At 65.2% G+C, this 22,192-nt stretch carries 17 protein-coding genes and 1 tRNA gene; 6 read left to right on the forward strand and 12 right to left on the reverse strand.

The annotated features are described in order from the left end of the window. Nucleotides 1–21: 21 nt before the first annotated feature. On the forward strand, nt 22–1,110 hold the full coding sequence (dinB, locus tag AC07X9_RS13415; protein ID WP_017183210.1) for a DNA polymerase IV: 1,089 nt from the start codon (nt 22–24) through the stop codon (nt 1,108–1,110). A gap of 36 nt (nt 1,111–1,146) precedes the next feature. On the opposite strand, the gene AC07X9_RS13420 is transcribed toward dinB, so the two are convergent. Continuing rightward, nucleotides 1,147–1,929: a DUF1134 domain-containing protein gene (locus AC07X9_RS13420; protein WP_017183211.1), complete on the reverse strand. Its 783-nt coding sequence runs from the start codon at nt 1,927–1,929 to the stop codon at nt 1,147–1,149. Nucleotides 1,930–2,163: 234 nt separating this feature from the next. On the opposite strand from AC07X9_RS13420, the gene AC07X9_RS13425 reads away from it, so the two are divergent. Continuing rightward, a tRNA-Ser gene (locus AC07X9_RS13425) sits at nt 2,164–2,255 on the forward strand. 20 nt (nt 2,256–2,275) lie between these two features. Beyond that, nucleotides 2,276–2,827 carry an arsenate reductase/protein-tyrosine-phosphatase family protein gene (locus tag AC07X9_RS13430; RefSeq protein ID WP_017183212.1) on the forward strand — a complete coding sequence of 184 codons (552 nt, stop codon included), beginning with the start codon at nt 2,276–2,278 and terminating at the stop codon, nt 2,825–2,827. On the opposite strand, the gene AC07X9_RS13435 is transcribed toward AC07X9_RS13430, so the two are convergent. The 4 genes from AC07X9_RS13435 to AC07X9_RS13450 all read right to left on the reverse strand — a co-directional run bounded on the left by AC07X9_RS13435 (nt 2,796) and on the right by AC07X9_RS13450 (nt 7,977). Further along, nucleotides 2,796–4,010: a carboxylate--amine ligase gene (locus AC07X9_RS13435; protein WP_017183213.1), complete on the reverse strand. Its 1,215-nt coding sequence runs from the start codon at nt 4,008–4,010 to the stop codon at nt 2,796–2,798. The two genes, AC07X9_RS13430 and AC07X9_RS13435, sit on opposite strands and share 32 nt — an antisense overlap. After that, nucleotides 4,007–4,987 carry a polysaccharide deacetylase family protein gene (locus AC07X9_RS13440; protein WP_017183214.1) on the reverse strand — a complete coding sequence of 327 codons (981 nt, stop codon included), beginning with the start codon at nt 4,985–4,987 and terminating at the stop codon, nt 4,007–4,009. The genes AC07X9_RS13435 and AC07X9_RS13440 overlap by 4 nt, the downstream gene beginning before the upstream one ends. Nucleotides 4,988–5,150: 163 nt before the next feature. After that, nucleotides 5,151–5,648, reverse strand: a complete 498-nt coding sequence (locus AC07X9_RS13445) for a flavin reductase family protein (protein ID WP_017183215.1) — start codon at nt 5,646–5,648, stop codon at nt 5,151–5,153. Between the two features lie 67 nt (nt 5,649–5,715). Continuing rightward, nucleotides 5,716–7,977, reverse strand: a complete 2,262-nt coding sequence (locus AC07X9_RS13450) for an NADP-dependent malic enzyme (protein WP_017183216.1) — start codon at nt 7,975–7,977, stop codon at nt 5,716–5,718. Between the two features lie 112 nt (nt 7,978–8,089). Between AC07X9_RS13450 and mutS the strand changes: the two genes are divergently transcribed. Then, on the forward strand, nt 8,090–10,741 hold the full coding sequence (mutS, locus tag AC07X9_RS13455) for a DNA mismatch repair protein MutS (protein ID WP_017183217.1): 2,652 nt from the start codon (nt 8,090–8,092) through the stop codon (nt 10,739–10,741). A 9-nt stretch (nt 10,742–10,750) separates the two neighbouring features. Beyond that, the gene (locus AC07X9_RS13460) at nt 10,751–13,513 is read left to right on the forward strand and encodes a [protein-PII] uridylyltransferase (RefSeq protein ID WP_017183218.1); all 2,763 of its coding nucleotides are present in this window, start codon (nt 10,751–10,753) and stop codon (nt 13,511–13,513) included. Here AC07X9_RS13460 and AC07X9_RS13465 read toward each other — a convergent pair. The 4 genes from AC07X9_RS13465 to AC07X9_RS13480 are packed head-to-tail and all read right to left on the reverse strand — an operon-like array spanning nt 13,510 to nt 17,098. Further along, on the reverse strand, nt 13,510–14,121 hold the full coding sequence (locus tag AC07X9_RS13465; RefSeq protein WP_017183219.1) for an ABC-type transport auxiliary lipoprotein family protein: 612 nt from the start codon (nt 14,119–14,121) through the stop codon (nt 13,510–13,512). The two genes, AC07X9_RS13460 and AC07X9_RS13465, sit on opposite strands and share 4 nt — an antisense overlap. Before the next feature lie 17 nt (nt 14,122–14,138). Continuing rightward, on the reverse strand, nt 14,139–15,101 hold the full coding sequence (locus tag AC07X9_RS13470; protein WP_017183220.1) for an MlaD family protein: 963 nt from the start codon (nt 15,099–15,101) through the stop codon (nt 14,139–14,141). A 3-nt stretch (nt 15,102–15,104) separates the two neighbouring features. Further along, nucleotides 15,105–15,989 carry an ABC transporter ATP-binding protein gene (locus AC07X9_RS13475; protein WP_017183221.1) on the reverse strand — a complete coding sequence of 295 codons (885 nt, stop codon included), beginning with the start codon at nt 15,987–15,989 and terminating at the stop codon, nt 15,105–15,107. Further along, nucleotides 15,989–17,098, reverse strand: a complete 1,110-nt coding sequence (locus AC07X9_RS13480; protein ID WP_017183222.1) for an MlaE family ABC transporter permease — start codon at nt 17,096–17,098, stop codon at nt 15,989–15,991. The genes AC07X9_RS13475 and AC07X9_RS13480 overlap by 1 nt, the downstream gene beginning before the upstream one ends. A gap of 98 nt (nt 17,099–17,196) precedes the next feature. On the opposite strand from AC07X9_RS13480, the gene AC07X9_RS13485 reads away from it, so the two are divergent. Further along, nucleotides 17,197–17,871, forward strand: coding sequence for an HAD family hydrolase (locus AC07X9_RS13485; RefSeq protein ID WP_026002403.1), 675 nt, complete (start codon nt 17,197–17,199; stop codon nt 17,869–17,871). Between the two features lie 36 nt (nt 17,872–17,907). Here the strand turns inward: AC07X9_RS13485 and AC07X9_RS13490 are convergent, their stop codons facing one another. The 3 genes from AC07X9_RS13490 to AC07X9_RS13500 all read right to left on the reverse strand — a co-directional run bounded on the left by AC07X9_RS13490 (nt 17,908) and on the right by AC07X9_RS13500 (nt 22,089). Then, on the reverse strand, nt 17,908–19,755 hold the full coding sequence (locus AC07X9_RS13490) for an AsmA family protein (RefSeq protein ID WP_017183224.1): 1,848 nt from the start codon (nt 19,753–19,755) through the stop codon (nt 17,908–17,910). Nucleotides 19,756–19,826: 71 nt separating this feature from the next. Next, a complete protein-coding gene (locus AC07X9_RS13495; protein ID WP_017183225.1) occupies nt 19,827–20,768 on the reverse strand; it encodes a 2-hydroxyacid dehydrogenase in 942 nt (313 codons plus the stop codon). Between the two features lies 1 nt (nt 20,769). Beyond that, nucleotides 20,770–22,089 carry a cystathionine gamma-synthase family protein gene (locus AC07X9_RS13500; protein ID WP_017183226.1) on the reverse strand — a complete coding sequence of 440 codons (1,320 nt, stop codon included), beginning with the start codon at nt 22,087–22,089 and terminating at the stop codon, nt 20,770–20,772. Between the last annotated feature and the right edge of the window lie 103 nt (nt 22,090–22,192).

Raw genomic sequence — 22,192 nt, forward strand, 5'->3', positions numbered from 1 at the left:
GTCATGGCATAAGATCGGGCCATGGACGCCCCGCCGCCATCGCCGCGCAAGATCATCCATATCGACATGGACGCTTTCTATGCGTCGGTGGAACAGCGGGACAATCCCGCGCTGCGCGGCCAGCCGATCGCGGTGGGCGGGGGCGGCCCGCGCGGGGTGGTCGCCACGGCCAGCTATGAGGCGCGGGCGTTCGGGGTGAAGTCCGCCATGCCCGGCGCACGGGCGCGGCGGCTCTGCCCCGACCTCATCTTCGTGCCGCCGCGATTCGAAGCCTATCGTGCGGTGTCCGGGCAGATCCGGGCGATCTTCGCGCGCTTTACCGACATGATCCAGCCGCTATCGCTCGACGAAGCCTATCTGGACGTCACCGTGAACAAGCCAGGCATCGCGTCCGCGACGCAGGTGGCGGCGGAGATTCGCGCGCTGATTCGCGCGGAAACCGGGCTCACCGCCTCGGCCGGCGTGTCCTATAACAAGCTGATCGCCAAGCTGGCATCGGACCAGAACAAGCCCGACGGCCTATGTGTCGTGCGGCCAAGCGAAGGCCCGGCCTTTATCGCCGCCATGCCGGTGCGGCGCATTCATGGCGTGGGTCCAGTGACGGCGGCGCGGATGCACGCGCTGGGGATCGAGACGGGGGCAGACCTGCGCGCGCGCGACCTGCCCTTCCTTCAGGCGCATTTCGGTAACGCCGCCCAATATTATTACCGGGCCGCCCGCGGGCAGGACGACCGGCCAGTGCGCGAACGCGAGCAGCGCAAGTCGGTGAGTGTCGAGGATACATTTTTCGACGATCTGACCGATCGGGATCGGCTGGTGGCGGAGATAGAGCGAATCGCCGCCAGTCTGTGGGGCCGGATCGAAAAGGCGCAGGCCTGGGGCCGGACGGTGACGCTCAAGATCAAATTCGCCGACTTCCGTATCATCACCCGCTCACGCAGCTTTGCTACGCCGGTGCGTTCGCCCGACTTGCTGGCGCAAGCGGCGCGGGACTTGCTGCTGGCCCAGCTACCGCTGCGCATGGGCGCGCGGTTGTTGGGACTGGGGGTGCATAATCTGGAAGTGGAGGAAGAAGCGGGGCAGGGCGATCAACTGGCGCTGGGGTTATAAGCCCCAGCCGTCAGTCCGCCCGCCGATGATCGCCCCTTAAAATGGCAGCCAGGTCCGCTTTTCGCTGAACTTCATGTAACCGGCATTGACGCCCAGCCGATAGCCGACGCCAAGACGGATCGGGATCAGCACGACATTGCCCCAGCGCAGATAGCTGGCGGTGAAGCCGCCGACCAAATAGGCGGTGCCTTCGGCCGCCGGGAAGCGGTGATAGAGATCCTGCGTGTCGTAGAGATTGTAGACCAGCACGAAGGTGTTGGCCGCGTTGCCGCCGACATCGAAGCCGATCGATGGCCCTGTCCAATAGACTTCGCGCTTGCCCTCGACCTTGTGATTGAGCGTGCCGGACCCATAGCGCAGGCCGACAACGAAGGCGCCCGACGCCTCACGCCCGGCGATATAGGCGTTGGGGCGACCCTGATCCTTCAATATCTTTTCGATAAGGCCCGCCAGCCCTTCCGCGCCCTTGCCGAACACGCCTTCCGCCGCGCCGATCAGATCGTCCTGCTGATAAGAATCGCTGGGCGCGATGGCGGCAGGCGGGGATGATTCCGTAACGGGTGCGCCGGTTGCGGTGGTGCCGGACGTGACGGCGCTGTTGGCCGGGCTGTCATTATAGACGCTGGGATCGACGCCCGGCTCCGTAGGGGCGGGGCGCGCGGGTGGCGGCGGCGCGAGATCGGCGTCGATCGCGGTGTTGGGATCGATCGTGCGCACCTGGGCAGACGCCACCGGGCTGAGCGCCAGCCCCGCCAGCGCCACGACCAGCGCGCCTGCGCGTGCCAGGCGGGCGCCTTTCCGTCCCATAATCCCGATCATGCCCGATGCTCCCCGCAAATTTCCATTCTAACCATCCCCCAGACTATCGGCTTTCAACCTGAAACGACAATGAACGAACGTCCACCTGAGTCGATTCCGGGCCGGAACGATTTACAAGCATGACATTAGCGCAAAAAATCCCCGAACAGGACCGTTGCCATGCGCCAAAGCCGTCGCTATAGGACACGTCGCCTAGCCGCAGCCCCGCCCCAAGCGGGCGTTCAGGCCATGTTTGGAGACGTGGGTGAGTGGCTGAAACCAACGGTTTGCTAAACCGTCGTAGGGATAACTCCTTACCGAGGGTTCGAATCCCTCCGTCTCCGCCACCCTTTTTCGGACTGAACCGATGATCCGCGCCCGTTTCGGCACTTTGCGCGGCCTGGTCCGCCTGATCCTGTCCTATCCGCAACTGGCGCTGGGCCTATCCGCCAGTCGCCCGGCTGATCCTGCGCAGGTGCGGCGGCTGGTGTTCGTGTGTCAGGGCAATATCTGCCGCAGCGCCTTTGCCGATGTCGTGGCGCGCAGGGCGGGGCTGCGGTCGGCGTCTTTCGGGCTGTCGACCACCACGGGGCGGGCCGCGCATGATCCCGCCATCGCCGCCGCCCGCGCCTTGGGCCATGATCTGGCGCAGCATCGTGCGGTCGACATGGCGGATTATGTGCCGCAGGCGGGCGACCTGCTGCTGGCGATGGAGGTGCGGCAATTGCACCGGCTGGCTGCCGATCCGCGCCTCAACCATCTGCCGCGGACATTGCTTGGGCGGTGGACGGTGCCGGTGCTGCCGCATCTGCACGATCCCTATGGGTTGGACGACCCTTATATGGCGACCTGCCTTGCCCGAATCGAGCAGGCGGTCGAGCGGCTGGTCAGCGCTTTCCCCCGCGCACGGCTTTCCTGAACATCTGCGCCATATCCCGCATCCAGGGACGGGGATCGGATAGCGTCAGCACATAATAGCGGGTTGCCGGGTCGAAAAAGCCCAGCACATAGCCGATCAGATCCCTGACTGGCCGCCGTTTGAAGAACGGATCGCTGATGCGTCCCGGCGCAATCCACAGGCGTATGAGACGCTTGGTTTCCGGCACCATATAGCGCGCGCGCAGATCATCGCGCGGCGGCGGCGCCGGGTCACGCTGGCCCAGCACGGTGCGGCGATAGGCTTCCCAGGCGAAATGCGCGCCACAATGGCGGGCCAGCGGCAGGCTGCCCCAGAAACGGCCATTGACCTCCATCAGCCAATAGCGTCCGCTGTCCGGCTCATAGCGATATTCGACCATCGCCTGCCCGTCCCAGTCGAGCGCGCGCAACAATTGTTCGGACAGCGCCATCTGATCGCCATGCAGGTCCGCCGGTTCGGCCCGGCACAGCGTGGATACGCCTCCTTCGGGGGGCCATTCGTGCAGGCGGCGATGCTGGAAGCGCAGCGTCGCCTGTCCCTGTTCCATGTAGAGCATCTGCCCCAGGCCGACGCCGCGGCAATATTGCTGGATCAACGGCCAAAGGCCTACAGGCGCGTAGCGGTCCAGCAGTGCGACCAGTTCTTGCGGCGTGTGGACATATTCGGTCTTGAGCCATTCAAGCCCGGCCTGCTCCAAGATTGGCATGATCGCGGGCGGATTGGCCCATTTGGCGACCAGCGGATACTGCATCGTCGCGACACGGGCGGCAAAATCCTCGCCGATCTGTGGTTGCCAGGTTTGCGGCACGCGCAGGCCAGCCTTTTCGGCAATGTCCAGCGTTCGGAATTTGTCGATGACCTTGGCCAGCCGGTCGGGTCGGGGCACCAATATGTGGCAATCGCCGATCGTGGGTGGCAGCTCCGCCAGTTCCAGCAGGTCCGATTCGGACACGGCCAGCACCGCGCCCGCGCCGGTGCGGGCGATCAGGTCCGGCAGCCAGAGCGCGGCAGGACCGTCGGGGCGCAAATGCGACCGGGTGCAGTGGCGAGAGGCCGCACCCACGCTGTCCGCATCGCCCGCAACGCCGTGCACGGGCACGCCATGCTCCCCCAGTTCACGCACGACCGTCAGGCCGATGGCGTTCTCCAGACCCAGGACGATGGCGCCGGGCAGGGCTGTCACGCAGGCACCAGCCGATGTTCGTAGCGCCATGTCGACCAGGCCTGCTGGGCGATCCGCAACCCGGTGCGCAGACGACTGGGCGGCACGCGGGTCAGGCTGCGGCCAGCGCGATCGGCCAGATCGTCGGGCAGGTCGTGGAAGCCTGCGCCACGGATCTGCGGCAGGCGGGCCGCCTCCCGGCAGAGCGCGACGAACCGCGCCTTGACCGCGCCATTGGGGCGTTGCCGGTCGCGGGACAGCATTTCGAAACTATGGGTGACAATGACGAAGGCATCATGGCCTTCCTGCGCGGCATGGCGCAGCCCCGCGCGCATTTCGGCGGCGGACATGGCGCAGATTTGCGCCGGACGAAAGCGGCCGGGCCGGTCGGATATGCCCGATACCGGCAATTCACTGATACCGTGCAGGCGGCTTGCGCCTATCTCGCCCGGATCGGCATCGATATGGCAGTCAAGGCCCAGATAGGCGGGATTGACGCTGCTGTCCCACGACAGGCCGATTGCCGCAAGGGCGCGCAGCGTGTCGTCATTGGCCCCGAAATTACCCGCGCGAAAGGCGGTGATGGCGGGCGCCCCGGCCTGTTCCAGCAGCTGCCTGGCCAGGCCCAGCAGAACGATCTGGTCCGCCAGCGTGAAATCGCCGATATTGCGGCCCTGTCGTCCACCGACCGGCGATTCCTTCGCCCAGGCGAGCCATTCGGTGTGGATGTGCATCTGCACTTCATGGCCGCGCTCCACGATTGCGGTGACGATCGGGGTCAGGAAATCGGCGCCGTGGACCAGCGCGGGCAGGGGATCGAGGAAGAACACGCCTTTCAGGCCATGGCGGTCGAGCATGTCCATCTGCCAGCCTATGCCATGCGCCTGCCCCTGCGCTTCGGCCCAGATCGAACGGCGGATATTGTCATCCAGGTCGACGCCGCGCTGCTGGAGCGAGGCGGACAGTTCCGTATCGACGGTGATGAGCAGCGCGGTCATGGGCGATCCGGTCGGGGGGAGGCAATTGGACAGCAATAGGGATCAGGAGTTAAGGACCGGTGATATGTCCCCAATATGTCCTCTGGTCCACATATTGGAAAGATAGCATCGGGCCGTCAATCCGCTGCCATCCCTATCCGACGCTGCGACAATGCCCACTCCGTCACGCGAGCAGCGAAAATTCCCCGTAATTGCCCTGAAAGAACAGCAAGGGGCTTTCAGGCCGGTCGACTTCCAGCGCGATGACCTTGCCCAGCACGATATAATGGTCGCCCGCCTCATGCACCGCGTCCAGCGTGCAGTCGATCCAGGCGACGACATTGTCCAATATCGGTGATCCATTGGCCGATACACGGTGCGAGACGCCGGCAAACTTGTCCTCGCCGCGCCCGGACAACTGGCGGCACAGCGCCTGCTGGTCACTGGCCAGCACATTGACGCAGAATTTGCCGACCGCAGCCAGACGTGGCCAGCTTTGCGACGTTTTGGCCGGGAAGAAGGCGACCAGCGGCGGATCAAGCGAGACCGAGGTGAAGGAGCCTACCACCATGCCGACGGGCGCGCCGTCCGCCTCTACGGCGGTGACGACGCATACGCCGGTGGGATAATGGCCCAGCACCCGGCGAAAGGTTGCGCTGTCGAAACTGATCACGTCATTCATGCGGACTCTCCCCTGCACCCCATCATGTTTCCTTGCTGCCACAGGATGGGGTGCGATTTTATGTCGATCAAAGCGCAATCCCGCCCGCCGCCAGCACTGCCAGCGTCAGCAGTTCCGATGCGTTGGACGCCATCGTCGCAATCTGTACCGATTTTTCCATGCCCACCAGCACCGGGCCGATCATCGACGTGCCGCCCAGTTCGCGCAGCAGCTTGGCCGAGATATTGGCCGATTGCAGGCCGGGCATCACCAGCACATTGGCGGGGCCGGACAGGCGGCTGAACGGATAGCTTTTCATGACCGCCGGGTTGAGCGCCACATCGGCGGTCATTTCGCCTTCATATTCGAAATCGACGCCGCGTTCGTCGAGCAACTTCACCGCGCCGCGCACATTTTCCAGAAACGCGCCGGGCGGGTTGCCGAAATTGGAGTAGGAGAGGAAGGCGACGCGCGGGTCATGGCCCATGCGGCGGGCCACGGCGACGGTGCCTTCTGCTATATCGGCCAGTTCGTTTGCCGTCGGGCGCTCGTTGACGGTGGTGTCGGCCAGGAACACGGTCTTGTCCTTGGCCACCATGACATGGATGCCAAACGGGGTGCGTCCTGCCGCCGGGTCCATCACCCGTTTCACCTCGCGCAATGTCTGCGCATAGGGGCGGGTCATGCCGGTGATCATCGCATCGGCCACGCCCATCCTGACCAGCAATGTGCCGAAAATATTGCGATCGCGGTTCACCATCCGCTCGCAATCGCGGCGCAGATAGCCGCGCCGTTGCAGGCGCGCGTAGAGCAGGTCGACCATTTGCGGGACCAGCGGCGAGTTGACGCTGTTGTGCAGTTCGAAACTGTCGGGATCGCGCACGCCCAGCGCCTTGAGCTTGTCGACCACATCGCCGCGACCGACCAGCACCGGGATGCCATAGCCCAGGTCGCGGAACTGGATCGCCGCGCGCAACACCACTTCCTCTTCCGCTTCGGCAAAGACGACGCGCTTGGGATTGGCCTTGGCCACTTCATAGGCCGTGGTCAGGACCGATGTGGTCGGGTTCAGCCGGCCCTTCAACGACTGGCGATAGGCGGCCATGTCCGCGATTGGCTTTTGCGCCACGCCGCTGTCCATCGCCGCCTGCGCGACGGCGGACGGCACCACTTCCATCAGGCGCGGGTCGAACGGGGCGGGGATGATATAGTCAGGCCCGAAACTGTGCGAACGGCCATAGGCCTTGGCCACTTCCTCCGGCACCTGTTCGCGTGCCAGTTCGGCGATGGCATGGGCGGCGGCGACCTTCATCGCTTCGTTGATCGTCGTCGCCCGCACGTCCAGCGCGCCGCGGAAAATGAAGGGGAAGCCGATGACATTGTTGACCTGATTGGGATAGTCCGACCGGCCCGTCGCTACGATCGCTTCGGGGCGCACCGCCTTCGCATCGGGCGGGGTGATTTCCGGGTCGGGATTGGCCATCGCAAAGATGATCGGCTTTTCGCCCATATCCTTGACCATGTCCGGCGTCACCGCGCCCTTGACCGACAGACCAAGGAACACGTCTGCGCCCTTCATCGCTTCCTTCAGCGTGCGCGCGTCGGTCCTGACCGCATGGGCCGATTTCCACTGGTTCATGCCTTCGGTGCGACCCTGGTAGATCACGCCCTTGCTGTCGCACATGATGACATTGTCACCCGCCACGCCCAGCGCCTTGATCAGCTCGGTGCAGGCGATCGATGCCGCGCCCGCGCCATTGACCACGACTTTCAGGTCTTTCAATTCGCGCCCGGTCAGCATCGCGGCGTTGATGACGCCTGCGGCCGCGATGATCGCGGTGCCATGCTGGTCGTCATGAAATACCGGAATGTTCATCCGCTCCTTGAGCGCCTGTTCGATGATGAAACATTCAGGCGCCTTGATATCCTCAAGGTTGATGCCGCCGAATGTCGGTTCCATCAGTTCCACCGCCTCGATGAAGCGGTCGACATCCTCGGTCTTGAGTTCAATGTCGATGCTGTCCACGTCGGCAAAGCGCTTGAAGAGCACCGCCTTGCCCTCCATCACCGGCTTGGATGCGAGCGCGCCGAGGTTGCCAAGGCCCAGAATCGCCGTGCCGTTGGTGATGACGGCGACCAGATTGCCCTTTGCGGTATAATCATAGGCGGTGGCGGCGTCCGCTGCGATGGCCAGCACGGGCACCGCAACGCCGGGGGAATAGGCCAGCGACAGGTCGCGCTGGGTCGCCATGGGTTTGGACGCGATGATCTCGATCTTGCCGGGGCGTCCGGTCGAATGGAAAAACAGCGCCTCGCGCTCGGAAAATTCCACATTCGACTTGTCGGTCATCACTCATCCGCCCTTTGCTGTCCGTTGCGTCGGCCCTAGCGGCAAGCGCGCCTTGTGGGCAAGTGCGAGAAGGCTTCTTTCCTGCTGTGCAGCTTGGCGCTATCCGGGCTTCATGCCCAGCGCCCCGAACGACATCGCGATCCAGCCCGCCCCTACGCCCATGATGGCGCAATATCTGGCGCTCAAGGCTCAGGCGAATGACTGCCTGCTCTTCTACCGCATGGGGGATTTCTTCGAACTTTTCTTCGACGATGCGAAGGCAGCGGCCGCGACGCTCGACATTGCGCTGACCAGTCGGGGCGAACATGGCGGGGTGCCGATCCCGATGTGCGGCGTGCCGGTGCACAGCGCGGAAGGCTATCTGGCCCGGTTGATCAAGGCGGGCCACCGGGTCGCCATCGCCGAACAGACCGAAACGCCGGCGCAGGCCAAGGCGCGCGGCGGCAAGACGCTCGTGGCGCGCGACATTGTCCGCTATGTGACGGCGGGCACGCTGACCGAGGAAACATTGCTCGATTCCCGTCGCGACAACATGCTTGTCGCGCTGGCGCAGGTGGGCGGAGAGGGCGAGGTCGGCCTGGCCGCCGCCGACATCTCGACTGGCCGGTTCGAAACGATGACCTGCCGGCCCGCCGATCTGCCCGCCGAACTCGCCCGCCTGCGCCCCAGCGAGACGGTGGTGGCGGAAGGGGCGACGCTCGACATAGCCGACGCGCATATGTTTGATCGCGCCGCCTTTTCCAGCAGCCGCGCCGAAACCGCGCTCAAACGGCTGTTCGGGGTCGCGACGCTGGACGGGTTTGGTCAGTTCAGCCGCGCCGAACTGGCGGCGATGGGCGGGTTGATCGGCTATCTCGACCATGCGGGCAAGGGGACATTGCCCTTCCTTGCGCCACCCCTGCGCCAGACGAGCGGTGGCCATGTCGCCATCGATGCGGCGACGCGCGAGAGCCTGGAAATTGTCGCGACGATGAATGGCGCGCGGGCGGGCAGCCTGCTGGGCGCGGTCGATCGCACCGTGACGGGGGCGGGGGCGCGGCTGTTGGCGCAGGATCTGTCTGCGCCGCTGATGGATATGGGCCTGATCGACGCGCGGCTGGGGCTGGTGCAATTGTTCCATGACGATGCGGGGCTGCGCGACCAGTTGCGTGGCGCTTTGCGCGCACTGCCGGACATTGGCCGGGCGCTGGGCCGGGTCGCGGTGGGCCGGGGCAGCCCGCGCGACCTTGGCCAGTTGCGCGACGGACTTGGCGAAGCGCGCCTCTTGCGGGAGCGGCTGGGGCGTCAGCCCGACCAGCCGCTGCTCCTCGCCCGCTTGCTGCCCGCGCTCGATGGCCATGGCGCGCTGGTCGACAATCTGGCGCGCGCGCTGGTGCCTGCACCGCCGACCGAAACGGCGAGTGGCGGCTATATTGCCGATGGCTATGATCCGGCGCTGGACGAATTGCGCCGCATGGCGGGCGATGGCCGCCGGGCGATCGCCGCGCTAGAGGCGAAATATCGCGCGCAAACCGGCATCTCCGCCCTCAAGATCCGCCATAATGGCGTGCTCGGCTATCATGTCGAAGTCCCCGCCCGCGCCGCCGACACGCTGATGCAACCCGACAGCGGCTTTACCCATCGCCAGACGCTGGCGGGCGTCGTGCGCTTCAACTCGGTCGATCTGCATGAGGAAGCCGGGCGCGTCGCGCAGGCGGGGGGGCATGCGCTGGTCGCCGAAGCGGCCCATCTGGAAGACCTGATCGCCGCCGTCCTGGATCGCAAGGCGGACATTGCGCGCGCCGCGCAGGCCCTGGCCCGGCTGGATGTCGCCGCGGCGCTCGCCGAACGGGCGGCGGAGGGCGGCTGGCAGCGGCCCCATTTCGTGGTGGCGGACGGGGCCGGGCCATGCCTGGACATTGTCGGCGGCCGGCATCCGGTGGTGGAGGACGCGCTGCGGCGCGAAGGGCAACCCTTCGTCGCCAATGATTGCCGTCTGGTGCAGGACGACCGGCTATGGCTGGTCACTGGCCCCAACATGGGCGGCAAATCCACTTTCCTGCGGCAAAATGCGCTGATCGTCATATTGGCGCAGGCGGGCGCCTATGTCCCGGCGCAGGCCGCGACGCTCAGTCTGGTCGACCGGCTGTTCAGCCGGGTCGGCGCGTCGGACAATCTGGCGCGGGGCCGTTCCACCTTCATGGTCGAGATGGTGGAGACCGCCGCGATCCTGGCGCAGGCGACCGCCGACAGCTTCGTCATTCTGGACGAGGTCGGGCGCGGCACATCCACCTATGACGGGCTTGCGCTCGCATGGGCGGTGGTGGAGGCGGTGCATGAGGTCAATCGCTGCCGCTGCCTGTTTGCCACCCATTATCATGAACTGACCCGGCTGGCGGAAAGCCTGTCCTCGCTCTCGCTCCATCATGTGCGCGCGCGCGAGTGGAAGGGGGATCTGGTGCTGCTGCATGAACTGGCCGACGGGCCGGCCGATCGCAGCTATGGCCTGGCCGTCGCGCGGCTGGCGGGCCTCCCGGCTGCGGTCCTCAAGCGTGCCAAGGATGTGCTGGCCCGGCTGGAGGCGGGCAAGGCCAGGACGGGTGGCATCGCGGCGGGACTGGACGACCTGCCGCTGTTTGCCGCTGTCGCCGCCCAGCCCGAACCGCTGGTCGATCCGCTGCGCGCCGCGCTTGATGGCATTGATGCCGACGCATTGTCGCCGCGCGAAGCGCTCGATCACATATATCGGCTGAAACAACTGGCCGCGACCAGCGAGCAAGACTAGATAGCCATCATGGTCATGCAATTTCCCGCGCTGGGATCGCGCCGCGCGATCATCGATCGGCGTGCGATTTCCGACAATATTACCGCACAGGCGCAACTGCACCGGAGCGATCCGATGCTGCTGCGCGGCGTGATCGTCAAGGAATTGAAGGCGGCACTGGACGACGGCCGGGCCGAAATCGCCCGGCGGCTGCATGCCAAGCCCACGCGCGGGCGGGAGTCGGTGACGGCCTTTGCCTTCCTGATCGACCAGATTTTGCGCCTGCTCTATGACGCGACGACGCATCATCTCTACCCGTCGGGCAATCGCAGCACGGGGGAGCGGATCGCCCTGATCGCGGTCGGCGGCTATGGCCGGGGCGAAATGGCGCCGCATAGCGATGTCGACATCGGCTTCATCACCCCGTGGAAACCGACCGGCTGGACCGAGCAGGTCATCGAATCCATGCTCTATTCGCTCTGGGATCTCGGTCTGAAAGTCGGGCATTCCAGCCGCTCGATTGACGAGACGATGCGGATGGCCAAGGCCGACCTCACGGTCCGCACTGCCCTGCTTGAGGCGCGCTATGTCTGGGGCGATCGCGCGCTATATGAGGAAACATCAACCCGCTTCGACGCGGAAGTGATGCAGGGCACTGCCCGCGCCTTTGTCACCGACAAGCTGGCCGAGCGTGACGAGCGCCACAAAAGGATGGGCGACAGCCGCTATGTCGTCGAACCCAATGTGAAGGAGGGCAAGGGCGGCCTGCGCGACCTGCACACATTGTTCTGGATCGGCAAATATGTGAACCGGGTGCGGTCGGTGGCCGAACTGGTCGATGTCGGGCTGCTGACCCAGCTGGAACTGCGCCAGTTTCAGAAGGCGGAGGATTTTCTGTGGGCGGTGCGTTGCCACCTGCACACCATCACTGGCCGGGCGGAGGATCGACTGACCTTCGACCTCCAGCTGGAAACCGCGACGCGGATGCGCTTTACCGGGCGGCATGGCCGGTCGGGGGTGGAGCGCTTCATGCGCTATTATTTCCTGAACGCCAAGATCGTGGGCGACCTGACGGCCATGTTCCTGGCCCATCTGGACGATCAGTTGGGGGCCAGGGGGCGGCGCTACATCCCCGCCCTGTTTCGCCGGCCCAAAAAGCTGGACGGCTTCGTCCTCGAACGCGGTCGGCTGTCGCTGCCCAGCGATGATTTTTTTCAGGTCGATCCGGTCCGGCTTTTGGAAATCTTCGCCGTCGCCGACCGCCATGGCCTGGCCATCCACCCCGGCGCGATCCGCGCGGCCAGCCGCGACGCCGGGCTGATCACCGCCAAGGTGCGCAAGGATCCGCGCGCCAATGCGGCCTTCATGGATGTGCTCACATCCCCGCGCGATCCCGAAACCGTGTTGCGCTGGATGAACGAATCCACTGTTTTCGGGCGCTTCATCCCCGATTTCCGCCGCGTCGTGGCGCAGATGCAGTTCGACATGTACCACCATTATACGGTGGACGAACATACGATCCGCGCCGTTGGCCTGCTGGCCCGGATCGAAAAGGGCGACCTGCCCGGCGATCATCCGCTGGCGACCGAACTGATGGGCAAGCTGCTGTCGCGCCGCGTCCTGTACGTCGCGGTGCTGCTGCATGACATTGCGAAGGGACGGGGCGGGGACCATAGTATCCTGGGCGCAGACGTCGCCAAACAGCTGTGCCCGCGGCTGGGCCTGACCCCGGCGGAGACGGAAACGGTCGCCTGGCTGGTGCGCTATCATCTGCTGATGTCGGCCACCGCCTTCAAGCGCGACCTGGCCGACTACAAGACGATCCTCGATTTCGTCGATGTCGTGCAAAGCCCGGAGCGGCTGCGCCTGCTGCTCTGCCTGACCGTGGTGGATATTCGCGCAGTCGGGCCGGGGGTGTGGAACAGCTGGAAACGGCAGTTGCTGGGCGACCTGTACGAGGCCGCCGAAGAATTGCTGCGGCTGGGTCACAAGCAGAAGGGCCGCAGCGAACGGGTCGCGGCCAAGCAGGAAGCGACGCGGCAGGCGTTGGGTCTGCCTGATGCGGAATTTGAACGGCTGCGTCGTCGGCTGCCCGAATCCTACTGGATCGCCGAGCCAGAGGATATTCTGATCCACAATGCGCAGCACATCCTGGCGTCTGCCGATGCGCCCCTGTCGATCGCCGCCCATTATTATCCGCAGCGCGGCGCGACGCTGGTAACGGTCTATGCGACCGACCATCCGGGGCTGTTCTATCGCATCGCGGGCGCCATCCATCTGGCGGGCGGGAACATCATCGACGCGCGCATCCACACGACGCGCGACGGCGTGGCGATCGACAATTTCCTGGTGCAGGACCCGTTCGGCGGCGCCTTTCATGATCCCGACCAGCTGACCCGCATCCGCAACGCGATCGAGGATTCGCTGTCCAATCGCCACCGGATGATCACCAAATTGTCGGCGCGCCCGCTGACCCGGACCCGCGCCGAAGCGTTCCGCATCGTCCCCAACGTGCTGATCGACAACAAGGCGTCTAATCGCTTCACCGTGGTGGAAATCAACGCTGCCGACCGGCCAGCCCTGCTGTTCAGCCTGGCCAATGCGCTGTTCCAGTCGAAGGTCACCGTCCATAGCGCCCATGTCGCTACCTATGGCGAACGCGCGGTCGACACATTCTATGTCACCGACCTGCTCGGCGGCAAGATCGAGAGCAAGGCGCGGTTGCAAACGCTTGAGCGCCGCCTGCTCGAAGCGGCAGGCGGCGAGGTGAGTGAAGCGCTGGAGCGGGCTTAACCCGGCTGCGTTGCCAGCCAGGCCGCCACATCCGCCGCGACCTTGTTCGCTGCGGCATTGAGCGGCACGCCGATCGTGCCTGCCTCGATCTTGGCGCCGACCGGTACGGTGGCGGTAAAGCGCTGCCGCGCGATCACGGTGCCGCTGCCCTTGGTCAATATCGCATCATAGGTCACGACCGCGCTGTTGCCTGGCGCATCCAGGCCAAAAGCGACGAGTTCGCCCATCAGCCGCTGGCCAGCGTCGCCCGCATATTGGCCTGGGTCCAGCACGATGCGGTTGCTGGTCGCGGCAATCGTCTCCGCCAGCAGTTTCTGGAACAGGTGGCGGGGCGTGTCGGCCCATTGCACCTTGGTCACATACGCGATCGAGGTGGGCGACAGCTTTACCGGCACCCGCACCGTATCGAGCGTCTTGGGCGCTTCGGGATCGGCCACGGTCAGGCTTGGTCCCTGCGCGCCGGTCAGCAGGCGTCCCGGCGCGACGGTCTGCGTGGCGCTCAGCGCCAGCAATTGTTCTGGCGGCTTGGCGCCGAAGGAGACGCAGCCAGCCAACAGGAAGGCTGCGGTGAGCGCAACCGTGGCGCTGCGCGTTTGGCGGTTGAACATACGCCTTGTCCCTCTCATCATGGCTTGTAATCCGGCAATTTGGGCGATCCTACCAGCGAACCAGCGCCTTGCTGGTCCAGCTTTTCGGCCACGCCGCGGAAGGCGCGCGACATTTCGCGCAGGTCGCGGACCAGCTGGTTGACCTCCGGCATGGTCTGGTTGCTGAAGGCGCGCACGCCCGGCTGGGCTTCGGCAATTGTCTTATCCAGCGTGTCGATGCTGCGCGTCGCCGACTGAACGCTCTTGCGCAGGTCGGCCATCAGCGGCTTGCCCTCGTCGGTCAGCAGCGAATCGGTCGTCGCGGCCAGCTTGCCAATCTGTTCGGCCGCAACCCCGGTGCGCTGCACCGCGATGCGCGCTTCGGCCAGCGTGGCGGAGATTTCCGGGCTGCGATCCGCCAGCGAACTCGAAATACGCTCGACATTGGCCAGGATGCCGGCGATCGACTGCTGATTCTTGTCGTTCAGCAATTCGGTCAGCCGCTCGGTCAGGGTCGACAGGCGTTCCAGCAGTTGCGGCGCATTGTTAAGCAATTCGCCCAGCGCGCCCGGCTTGGTCGGGATGACCGGCACGCCATCGGGGCAAACCGTCAACGGATTGTTGGCCGGGCAAATGATCGGCGGCGCGCCCTTGACCGCGCCATCCAGCACGATTTCGCTGACGCCGGTAAAGCCCACGCCCGCGATCGTCGCGGTCGTGCCCTGCAGGACGGGCGTGCCGTCCTTCACCGAAATGCGGACCTTCACAAATCCGGGATCGCGCTTCCACAGTTCGATCTTTTCGACCTGGCCGGACGGCACGCCCGAATAATTGACGCTCGATCCCTTCGCCAGGCCGTTGACCGACTGTTTGAAGAAGATGTCATATTCCTTATTCTCGCCATCGGACAGGCGCGAAAACCAGAAGGCGGCACCGATGATCGCCGCCAGCAGCAGCAGCGTGACCGTGCCCACAAGCACATGGTTGGACCGGGTTTCCATATCCTATTGCCTTCCATCGGGCGACGTCTGGGCCACCCTATCCTGTTCGCGGTCATGTTGACGGGTAACCGCCGCCGTCGCGGCGCGGCCGCGCGGGCCGTTGAAATATTCCTGAATCCACGGATGATCGGTGGCCAGCAATTCGTCGATCGTGCCGACGGCAATCACCTTCTTGTCGGCCAGAACGGCGACCCGGTCGCAGATCGAATAGAGCGTATCAAGGTCATGGGTGATCAGGAACACCGTCAACCCCAGCGTCTGTTGCAACTGGCGGGTCTGTTCGTCGAACGCAGCCGCGCCGATCGGGTCCAGCCCGGCCGTCGGCTCGTCCAGAAACAACAGGTCCGGGTCCAGCGCCAGCGCGCGCGCCAGCCCCGCCCGCTTCTTCATCCCGCCCGACAGTTCCGACGGATATTTGGGACCAGCCTCGGCAGGAAGCCCGGTCATCCGGATCTTGTAGGCGGCGATTTCGTCGCGCAGTTCCGCGCCGATATTGGGATAATATTCGCGGATCGGCACTTCGACATTTTCCGCGACGGTCAGCGTCGAAAACAGCGCGCCGCCCTGAAACAGCACACCCCAACGCTTGCGGATCGCCAGCGCCTCATCGTCGGAACGGCCGATCATCGATTCGCCAAAGACGTGGATTTCCCCCTCGTCCGGGGTCTGAAGGCCGATGATCGCCCGCATCAGCACCGATTTGCCGGTGCCGGACCCGCCGACAACGCCCATGATCTCGCCCTTGCGCACGTCCAGGTCCAGCCCGTCATGCACCACCTGATCGCCAAAACTGTTGCGGATGCCGCGCACCGAAATCGCGATGTCGCTTTGCTCCATCACGGTTTCGATCCGCTCTTCCTCGGCGACGATGTCCTCATGCTCGGCCATCAGTTCCACCCCACCCAGGTAAAGAACACGGCGAATATCGCGTCCAGAACGATGACCAGGAAGATGGCCTGCACGACCGCAGCCGTGGTGCGCAGCCCCACTTCCTCCGCATTGCCCTTGACCTGCATCCCCTGGAAACAGCCGGAAATGGCGATGATCAGGCCGAATACCGGGGCCTTGATCAGCCCCACCCACAGGTCGGTGATCGGCACGACTTCGCGCAGGCGCTGGACGAAGGTGATCGGGGGTATGTCGAGCGCGATGGCGCAGAGGAAACCGCCGCCGATGACCGCCATGATCGACGCGTAAAAGCCCAGCAGCGGCATCATGACGACGACCGCCAGCGTGCGCGGCAGCACCAGCGCCTCCATCGGCGATACGCCGATCGTGCGCATCGCATCGACTTCCTCGGTCAGCTTCATCGTGCCAAGTTGCGCGGCGAACGCGGATCCGGACCGGCCCGCGACCATGATCGCGGTCATCAGCACGCCCAGTTCGCGGAAGGTCAGCCGACCCACCAGATTGATCGTCAGCATCTCCATGCCGAACTGGCGCAACTGCACCGATCCCTGCTGCGCGATGACGATGCCGATCAGGAAACTCATCAGGCCGATAATGCCCAGCGCCGACACGCCGACAACCTCGAACCGCTGGACCACGGCATTGACGCGGAACCGGCTGGGGTGGCGGATGATGTTCCACGTCGCGACCAGCGTGCCGCCGAAAAAGCCCAGCAGGCCCAGCATGGTCGATCCCGCCATGCTGACCGCCTCGCCGATCTGGCCGACGACGCGGCGGATCGCCGGGACATGATCGGGCCGGATCGACACGGGTTCGTCCAGCGCCCCGACCGCGTCGATCAGCCGCATCGTATCGCCCTGCCCGCCGGTGATCGGGGCGCTCAGCCGCCTGGCCGTGCGATGCACGGTCCATGCGCCGATCGTGTCGATATGGTCGACCTCCGACAGGTCGATCGCGCTGACAGGGCCCTGCACCGCATCCAGCCGACCGGGCAGGTCATGCAGGCAGGCAACGGCCAGCGATCCGGAAAGTCGGATCACTGTGCCGTCGTCACGCATTTCTTCGGCAAGATCGGCGGCTTTGTTCATGCGATGGGATTACTGGTCCAATATCGGTTGCGCGGCAAGCCGAAACGGCCCAACTGCAAGTCAGAACGAAGGACAAGGGCAAAAGTTTCGGACACGGCATGACGCACCGTCTGGCAATTTACGACATGGACCGCACGGTGACGTTCAGCGGCACCTATACCGGCTTCCTCATTCACATGGCGCGCGCCATGGCCCCGTGGCGGCTGGCGCTGCTCCCCTGCGTCGGATTGCTGATGCTCGCTTATGTGGTCAAGCTGATCACGCGCCAGCGGCTGAAGGAGCTTAATCAGGCGCTGATGATCGGCTTCAATGTCGAGCGTGCGCGGCTCATGCCGCATGTCGAAACCTATGCCGACAAGGTGGTGGCGACCAATTTGCGGCAGGGCGCGGTGGCCCAGATCGCGCAGGACCGCGCCGATGGCTATCGCCTCGTCCTCGCCACCGCATCCTACCGCCTGTATGTCGAGCCGATCGCCCGGCGACTGGGTTTCGACGCCGTGATCGCCACCGATCATCTTTCGCAGGACTTGCGCTATGTCCGTGCCAAGATTGCCGGTGAAAATTGCTATGACACGGGCAAGCTGCGGATGATCAAGGCGTGGATGGCGGCCGAGGCGATCGATCGTGGCCAGGCGCATATCCGCGCCTATTCCGACCATGTCTCGGACGCGCCGATGCTGGAATTCGCCGACATCCCCTTCGCATCAAACCCGCACAGGAAGCTGGCGAAACTGGCGGCCGCCCGCGGCTGGACGCGGGTGGACTGGGTTTAATATCCCCACATCCGTTCGAAACGAACGGAAATGTGTCTAGCGCATAGCCGTTTTGGCCAGCCCCTCGCAGTCCGCGTCGCGCGCCCGCGGCACCTTGTCGCCGGCAATCGCCTTGCCGATCATCTTCAATATGCCCTTGGCCGATCGCGCCTCGGTCGGCACGCGAATATCGGGCTGCTTGATCGTCCCGCCAATCGGCACCGTGCCGTTCAGCCGCAACAGGCTGCCCTGCTTGGGCTGACCGCTCGCTTTCAGCGCCATCACCTCGTCCGTCAGGCGGATCGTCCCGGCAATGCGCGTCTGGGCGCGTGACGTGTCGATCAGCACCGGGTTCGCGCGCGCCACGCCGTTGCTGACGTCGAAGCGCGCCACCACGCAGCGCAGCACCGCCATCTTGTCCTTGTCCACAGTCAGCCCCTTGCCGACATCCTGTCCCATCAGCGCCGCCGTGCGCGCCGGGATCGATCCGTCGCGCCCGACCAGCGCGATGGTGCCGGACGATCGCCCCACCGCCTGCCGGATCGTGCGGCCCGGTCCATTCAGGACAACCCGCCCGGCCAGCCCGCCATCGATCCGCGCTTCGGGGAAGAAATCCAGCAACCGCGCCGACCGCAGATTGAGCGCCAGTTCCAAACGTGGCCCACCCTGCCGCTGATCGACCGCCAGGCGGCCCGTCAATATCCCGCGCGTCAGGCCGAGCCGCAGCGGTTCGACCACCAGTCGGCTGCGTTCCAGACTCAATGTGCCGCGCAAGGAACGGAACGGGCTGGAACCGGGCCATAACAGCCTGTCGGCCCGCACCTCCAGGCGTCCATCGGTCCGCGCCATGTGCGTCAGGTCGATCGCCGTATCGGGAATCAGCCGTTCGCCCAGCTTCGCGCGCTTGGCCGCCGCCCTGCGCTTGCCCTCGTTGGACGACAGATCGTCGAAATCGAACCGTGCCGACGCGATCGCGCCGTCGATGCGCGTGCGGCCATCGCGTTTGCGGATGGTGGCGTGCCCTGCAATGTCGGACCGGCCGATCGTGCCTTTCAGATTCTCGATGGTCCAGTCGGGCCGGTTGCGCACGACCTGCGCCGCCAGTCGCACGGGCTGGGTGCCGGGCAGGCCCGCCTCTATGATCGCATCCAGCACGCGCAGGTCGATCGCATGGCCAGTCACCTTGCCGCGCAAATGGCCGATGTCGAGCGGCCCATCCATCGTGCCGTCGATGGTCATGCCCACGGCCTCGCCGGCAATCTCCGCCTTGAACGGCCAGCGCGCACCCGTCTTGTGCCCCACGATCGGCGCGCCGCTGGCGGTCACCCGAACCGGATGGCCGCGGACATCGCCCGTGCCCGACAGGCGTAATCCCCTGGCGTCGACCGTCAGCGCCGCGTCGACCGATCGACCGCGCTTGTCGTCGCGATAGGCGATCCGGCTGTCGCTGACCGTCAGGCTGCGCAGGGCCGGGCGCTGCCCCTTGTCGTCACTCGCGCGGCTGCGCTCGCCGCTCCAGCTTTCGCGTCCGTCGGCGGCGCGATAGAAGGACAGGCGCGCATGCGCCAGGTCCAGCCGTTCCAGCACCGGCCCGCCGGTCAGCAGCGCCAGCGCGGAAAAGCCGACCCGCGCCTCGCCAACCCGCGCCAGATCGGCGTTGCCCGGCGCCCAGTCGGGCTGCGGCACCTTTATGTCGGTCAGGCGCACGACCGGGTGAAAGGACAGGCTATCCTCGCGCACCATGGAGCCGATCGTGACCCGCTTGCCGATCCGGTCCGACAGGCGATCCTCGATCCGGCCCTTGAACATGCCCCATGGAAATGCCGCCAGCAGCAGGATCAGCAGCCCGATCAGGACAAGCAGCCCGACGCCAATGCGGACAGCCCATCGCGATCCTGCTGTCATCCCCACGGCGCACCCCCTCCTGCAACGGCCTCATCGCCGTGCCGCGCTCAACGCACGACTCGCCGCAGGGTTCAGAGGCGAACGGGGGAGGGGAGCGGCTCGCCTGCGAAATGGGCGAACAGATTGGCGATCAGCATCTGCGCCATTCGCCCTACCGCCTCGTGCGTCGCCCCGCCGGTGTGCGGGGTCAGCACCACATTGGGCACATCCACCCAGCGCGCGGGGTCGGTCGGTTCGGGGTCGAACACGTCGATCGCGGCTCCCCCCAGATCCCCGGATTTCAGCGCAGCGATCAGCGCTGTTTCATCCACCAACTGCCCGCGCGCGACATTGACCAGCAGCCCGTCCGGCCCCAGCGCATCCATGATCGCCCTGGAAATCATGCCCCGATTGCTTTCGTCCGCGCGCGCCGCGACCAGCAATATGTCGCTCTGCCGCGCCAGCGCCTCCAGACTGTCGGTGCGGGGCCAAGGGAGGGCAGGCTTGTCGCGCGGCCCCCACCAGTTCACCTGCATCCGCATCGCCTGCGCCCGCTCCGCCACTGCAATGCCGATCGACCCCATGCCGATAATCCCCAGCCGCGCCCCGCCCATCGACCGGGTGCGCGTCTTGGCCTCGATCGTCCACAATCCCGCCCGCAAATGCCGGTCGCCACCCACGATCCAGCGGCGATGGGCGATCATCAGCCCGATCGCATGGTCCGCCACATCCTGCGCATTGGCATCGCCCGCGTGGGTGACCGCAATGCCGCGCGCCTTGGCCAGCGCCAGGTCCACCCCGTCATAGCCCACGGTGAAGCAGGCGATCAGCGACAGGCGCGGCATTGCGTCGATCAGCGATCGGTCCAGCGCGAATTCGCCTGCCCATATCACCGCATCGACGCGCGCCAGTTGCGCGGCGTCGGGCTTTTCCCAAAGGGCGATGACGTCATGATCGCTTGCCAGCAGCGGCAGCAAGGGGGCCAGCAAGGGCTGGCCCACCAACAGAAGCGGTCGATCCACCTTGTCGCCCATCTCAGCCGATCGCCCGCAACGCCTGGGCAAAATCGGCGATCAGATCATCGGCATCCTCGCAGCCGATCGAGATACGGACCATATTGTCGCCAATCTCCAAAGCCGCCTTGCGCGCGGCCGGCACCGACAAATGGGTCATCGCGGCGGGATGGCTCGCCAGCGTCTCGGTCCCGCCCAGGCTCACGGCCAGCTTGGCAATCTTGAGCGCGTCGAGAAAGGCGAACGCCTCCGCTTCGCCACCTTTCAGGTAGAGCGAAAAGGTCGATCCCGCCCCGCTGCAATGGCGCGCATAAATATCGCGCTGCCGTTCGCTTTCGGGAAAGCCCAGATAGACGATCTTCTCCACCTGCGGCTGGTCCTTCAGCCAGGCGCACACCTTGGCGGCATTTTCGCCCGCCCTGCTCATCCGCAATTCCAGCGTCTCCAGCGACCGCAACAGCATCCAGGCGCTATGCGGGTCCAATATGGTGCCGATCGTATTGCGCATCAGCCGGATGGTGGTGATCAGCGCATTGGACCCCAGCACCCCGCCTGCGACCAGGTCACTATGCCCGCCGGCATATTTGGTCAGGCTGTAAATCACCAGATCCGCGCCATGGGCCAGCGGTTTCAGCCATAGCGGCCCCAGAAACGTATTGTCGATCGCGATCGGCGGCACATGCGCTTCGCCGTCGAACAGGAAGTTGCGCCGCGCGACAACCGCTTCGATGTCGACCAGTACGTTGGTCGGATTCGCCGGGCTTTCCAGATAGATAAGCGCGACGCGGCCAAGCCCCTTGGCCTTTTCGATCACTGCGCCAATCTCTTCCTCGGTCGCGCCAGCGGGAAAATCGAGCCACTGTACGCCAAACTTGCCCAATATCCGCCCGATCAGCGATTCGGTCGCGGCATAGAGCGGCGCTGAATGGACGATCACGTCGCCGGGTTGCACCATCGCCAGCAGGGTGGTGGCGATGGCCGACATGCCGCTGGAAAAGAGCAGGGCGTCCTCCGCTTCCTCCCACACCGACAGGCGGTCTTCGGCGATTTCCTGATTGGGGCCATTGAAGCGCGAATAGACAAGGCCGTCCGATCCGCCCGGCCGGATGCCCGTCACGCCCTCGAAATGCCGCTTGCCCGCCGCCGCGCTCTCGAACGCGAAAGTGGAAGTAAGGAAAATCGGTGGCTTGAGCGACCCTTCCGACAAAGTGGGGTCATAACCATGGCCCATCATCAGCGTCGCGGGTTTCAGCGGACGCCCGTCAATCTCCATGATCGGCGGCTTGGGACGGCGGCGGTTGGGTTCGACCCCGCTAAGGTCGGCTTCGGTTTCGCCCGGCATATATATCTCCTGCTCGATACGGCGTCTGTTGCGCCGTTCCTGATGGCATGATGATAACGCAGGGATGGGGCGGAGGGCCAGAGGTGTGCGTAAGAATATTTCG

It is taken from the genome of Sphingobium sp. GW456-12-10-14-TSB1 (assembly GCF_059424385.1).

Excerpts from the sequence above, each read along its gene's own strand:
- AC07X9_RS13430 (WP_017183212.1), top strand. The coding sequence starts at position 2,276 with ATGATCCGCGCCCGTTTCGGCACTTTGCGCGGCCTGGTCCGCCTGATC.
- mutS (WP_017183217.1), top strand. The coding sequence starts at position 8,090 with ATGCCCAGCGCCCCGAACGACATCGCGATCCAGCCCGCCCCTACGCCC.
- AC07X9_RS13480 (WP_017183222.1), bottom strand. The coding sequence starts at position 17,098 with ATGAACAAAGCCGCCGATCTTGCCGAAGAAATGCGTGACGACGGCACA.
- AC07X9_RS13475 (WP_017183221.1), bottom strand. The coding sequence starts at position 15,989 with ATGGCCGAGCATGAGGACATCGTCGCCGAGGAAGAGCGGATCGAAACC.
- AC07X9_RS13500 (WP_017183226.1), bottom strand. The coding sequence starts at position 22,089 with ATGCCGGGCGAAACCGAAGCCGACCTTAGCGGGGTCGAACCCAACCGC.
- AC07X9_RS13490 (WP_017183224.1), bottom strand. The coding sequence starts at position 19,755 with ATGACAGCAGGATCGCGATGGGCTGTCCGCATTGGCGTCGGGCTGCTT.
- AC07X9_RS13440 (WP_017183214.1), bottom strand. The coding sequence starts at position 4,987 with ATGACCGCGCTGCTCATCACCGTCGATACGGAACTGTCCGCCTCGCTC.
- AC07X9_RS13460 (WP_017183218.1), top strand. The coding sequence starts at position 10,751 with ATGGTCATGCAATTTCCCGCGCTGGGATCGCGCCGCGCGATCATCGAT.
- dinB (WP_017183210.1), top strand. The coding sequence starts at position 22 with ATGGACGCCCCGCCGCCATCGCCGCGCAAGATCATCCATATCGACATG.
- AC07X9_RS13445 (WP_017183215.1), bottom strand. The coding sequence starts at position 5,648 with ATGAATGACGTGATCAGTTTCGACAGCGCAACCTTTCGCCGGGTGCTG.
- AC07X9_RS13470 (WP_017183220.1), bottom strand. The coding sequence starts at position 15,101 with ATGGAAACCCGGTCCAACCATGTGCTTGTGGGCACGGTCACGCTGCTG.
- AC07X9_RS13420 (WP_017183211.1), bottom strand. The coding sequence starts at position 1,929 with ATGATCGGGATTATGGGACGGAAAGGCGCCCGCCTGGCACGCGCAGGC.
- AC07X9_RS13465 (WP_017183219.1), bottom strand. The coding sequence starts at position 14,121 with ATGTTCAACCGCCAAACGCGCAGCGCCACGGTTGCGCTCACCGCAGCC.
- AC07X9_RS13495 (WP_017183225.1), bottom strand. The coding sequence starts at position 20,768 with ATGGGCGACAAGGTGGATCGACCGCTTCTGTTGGTGGGCCAGCCCTTG.
- AC07X9_RS13450 (WP_017183216.1), bottom strand. The coding sequence starts at position 7,977 with ATGACCGACAAGTCGAATGTGGAATTTTCCGAGCGCGAGGCGCTGTTT.
- AC07X9_RS13485 (WP_026002403.1), top strand. The coding sequence starts at position 17,197 with ATGACGCACCGTCTGGCAATTTACGACATGGACCGCACGGTGACGTTC.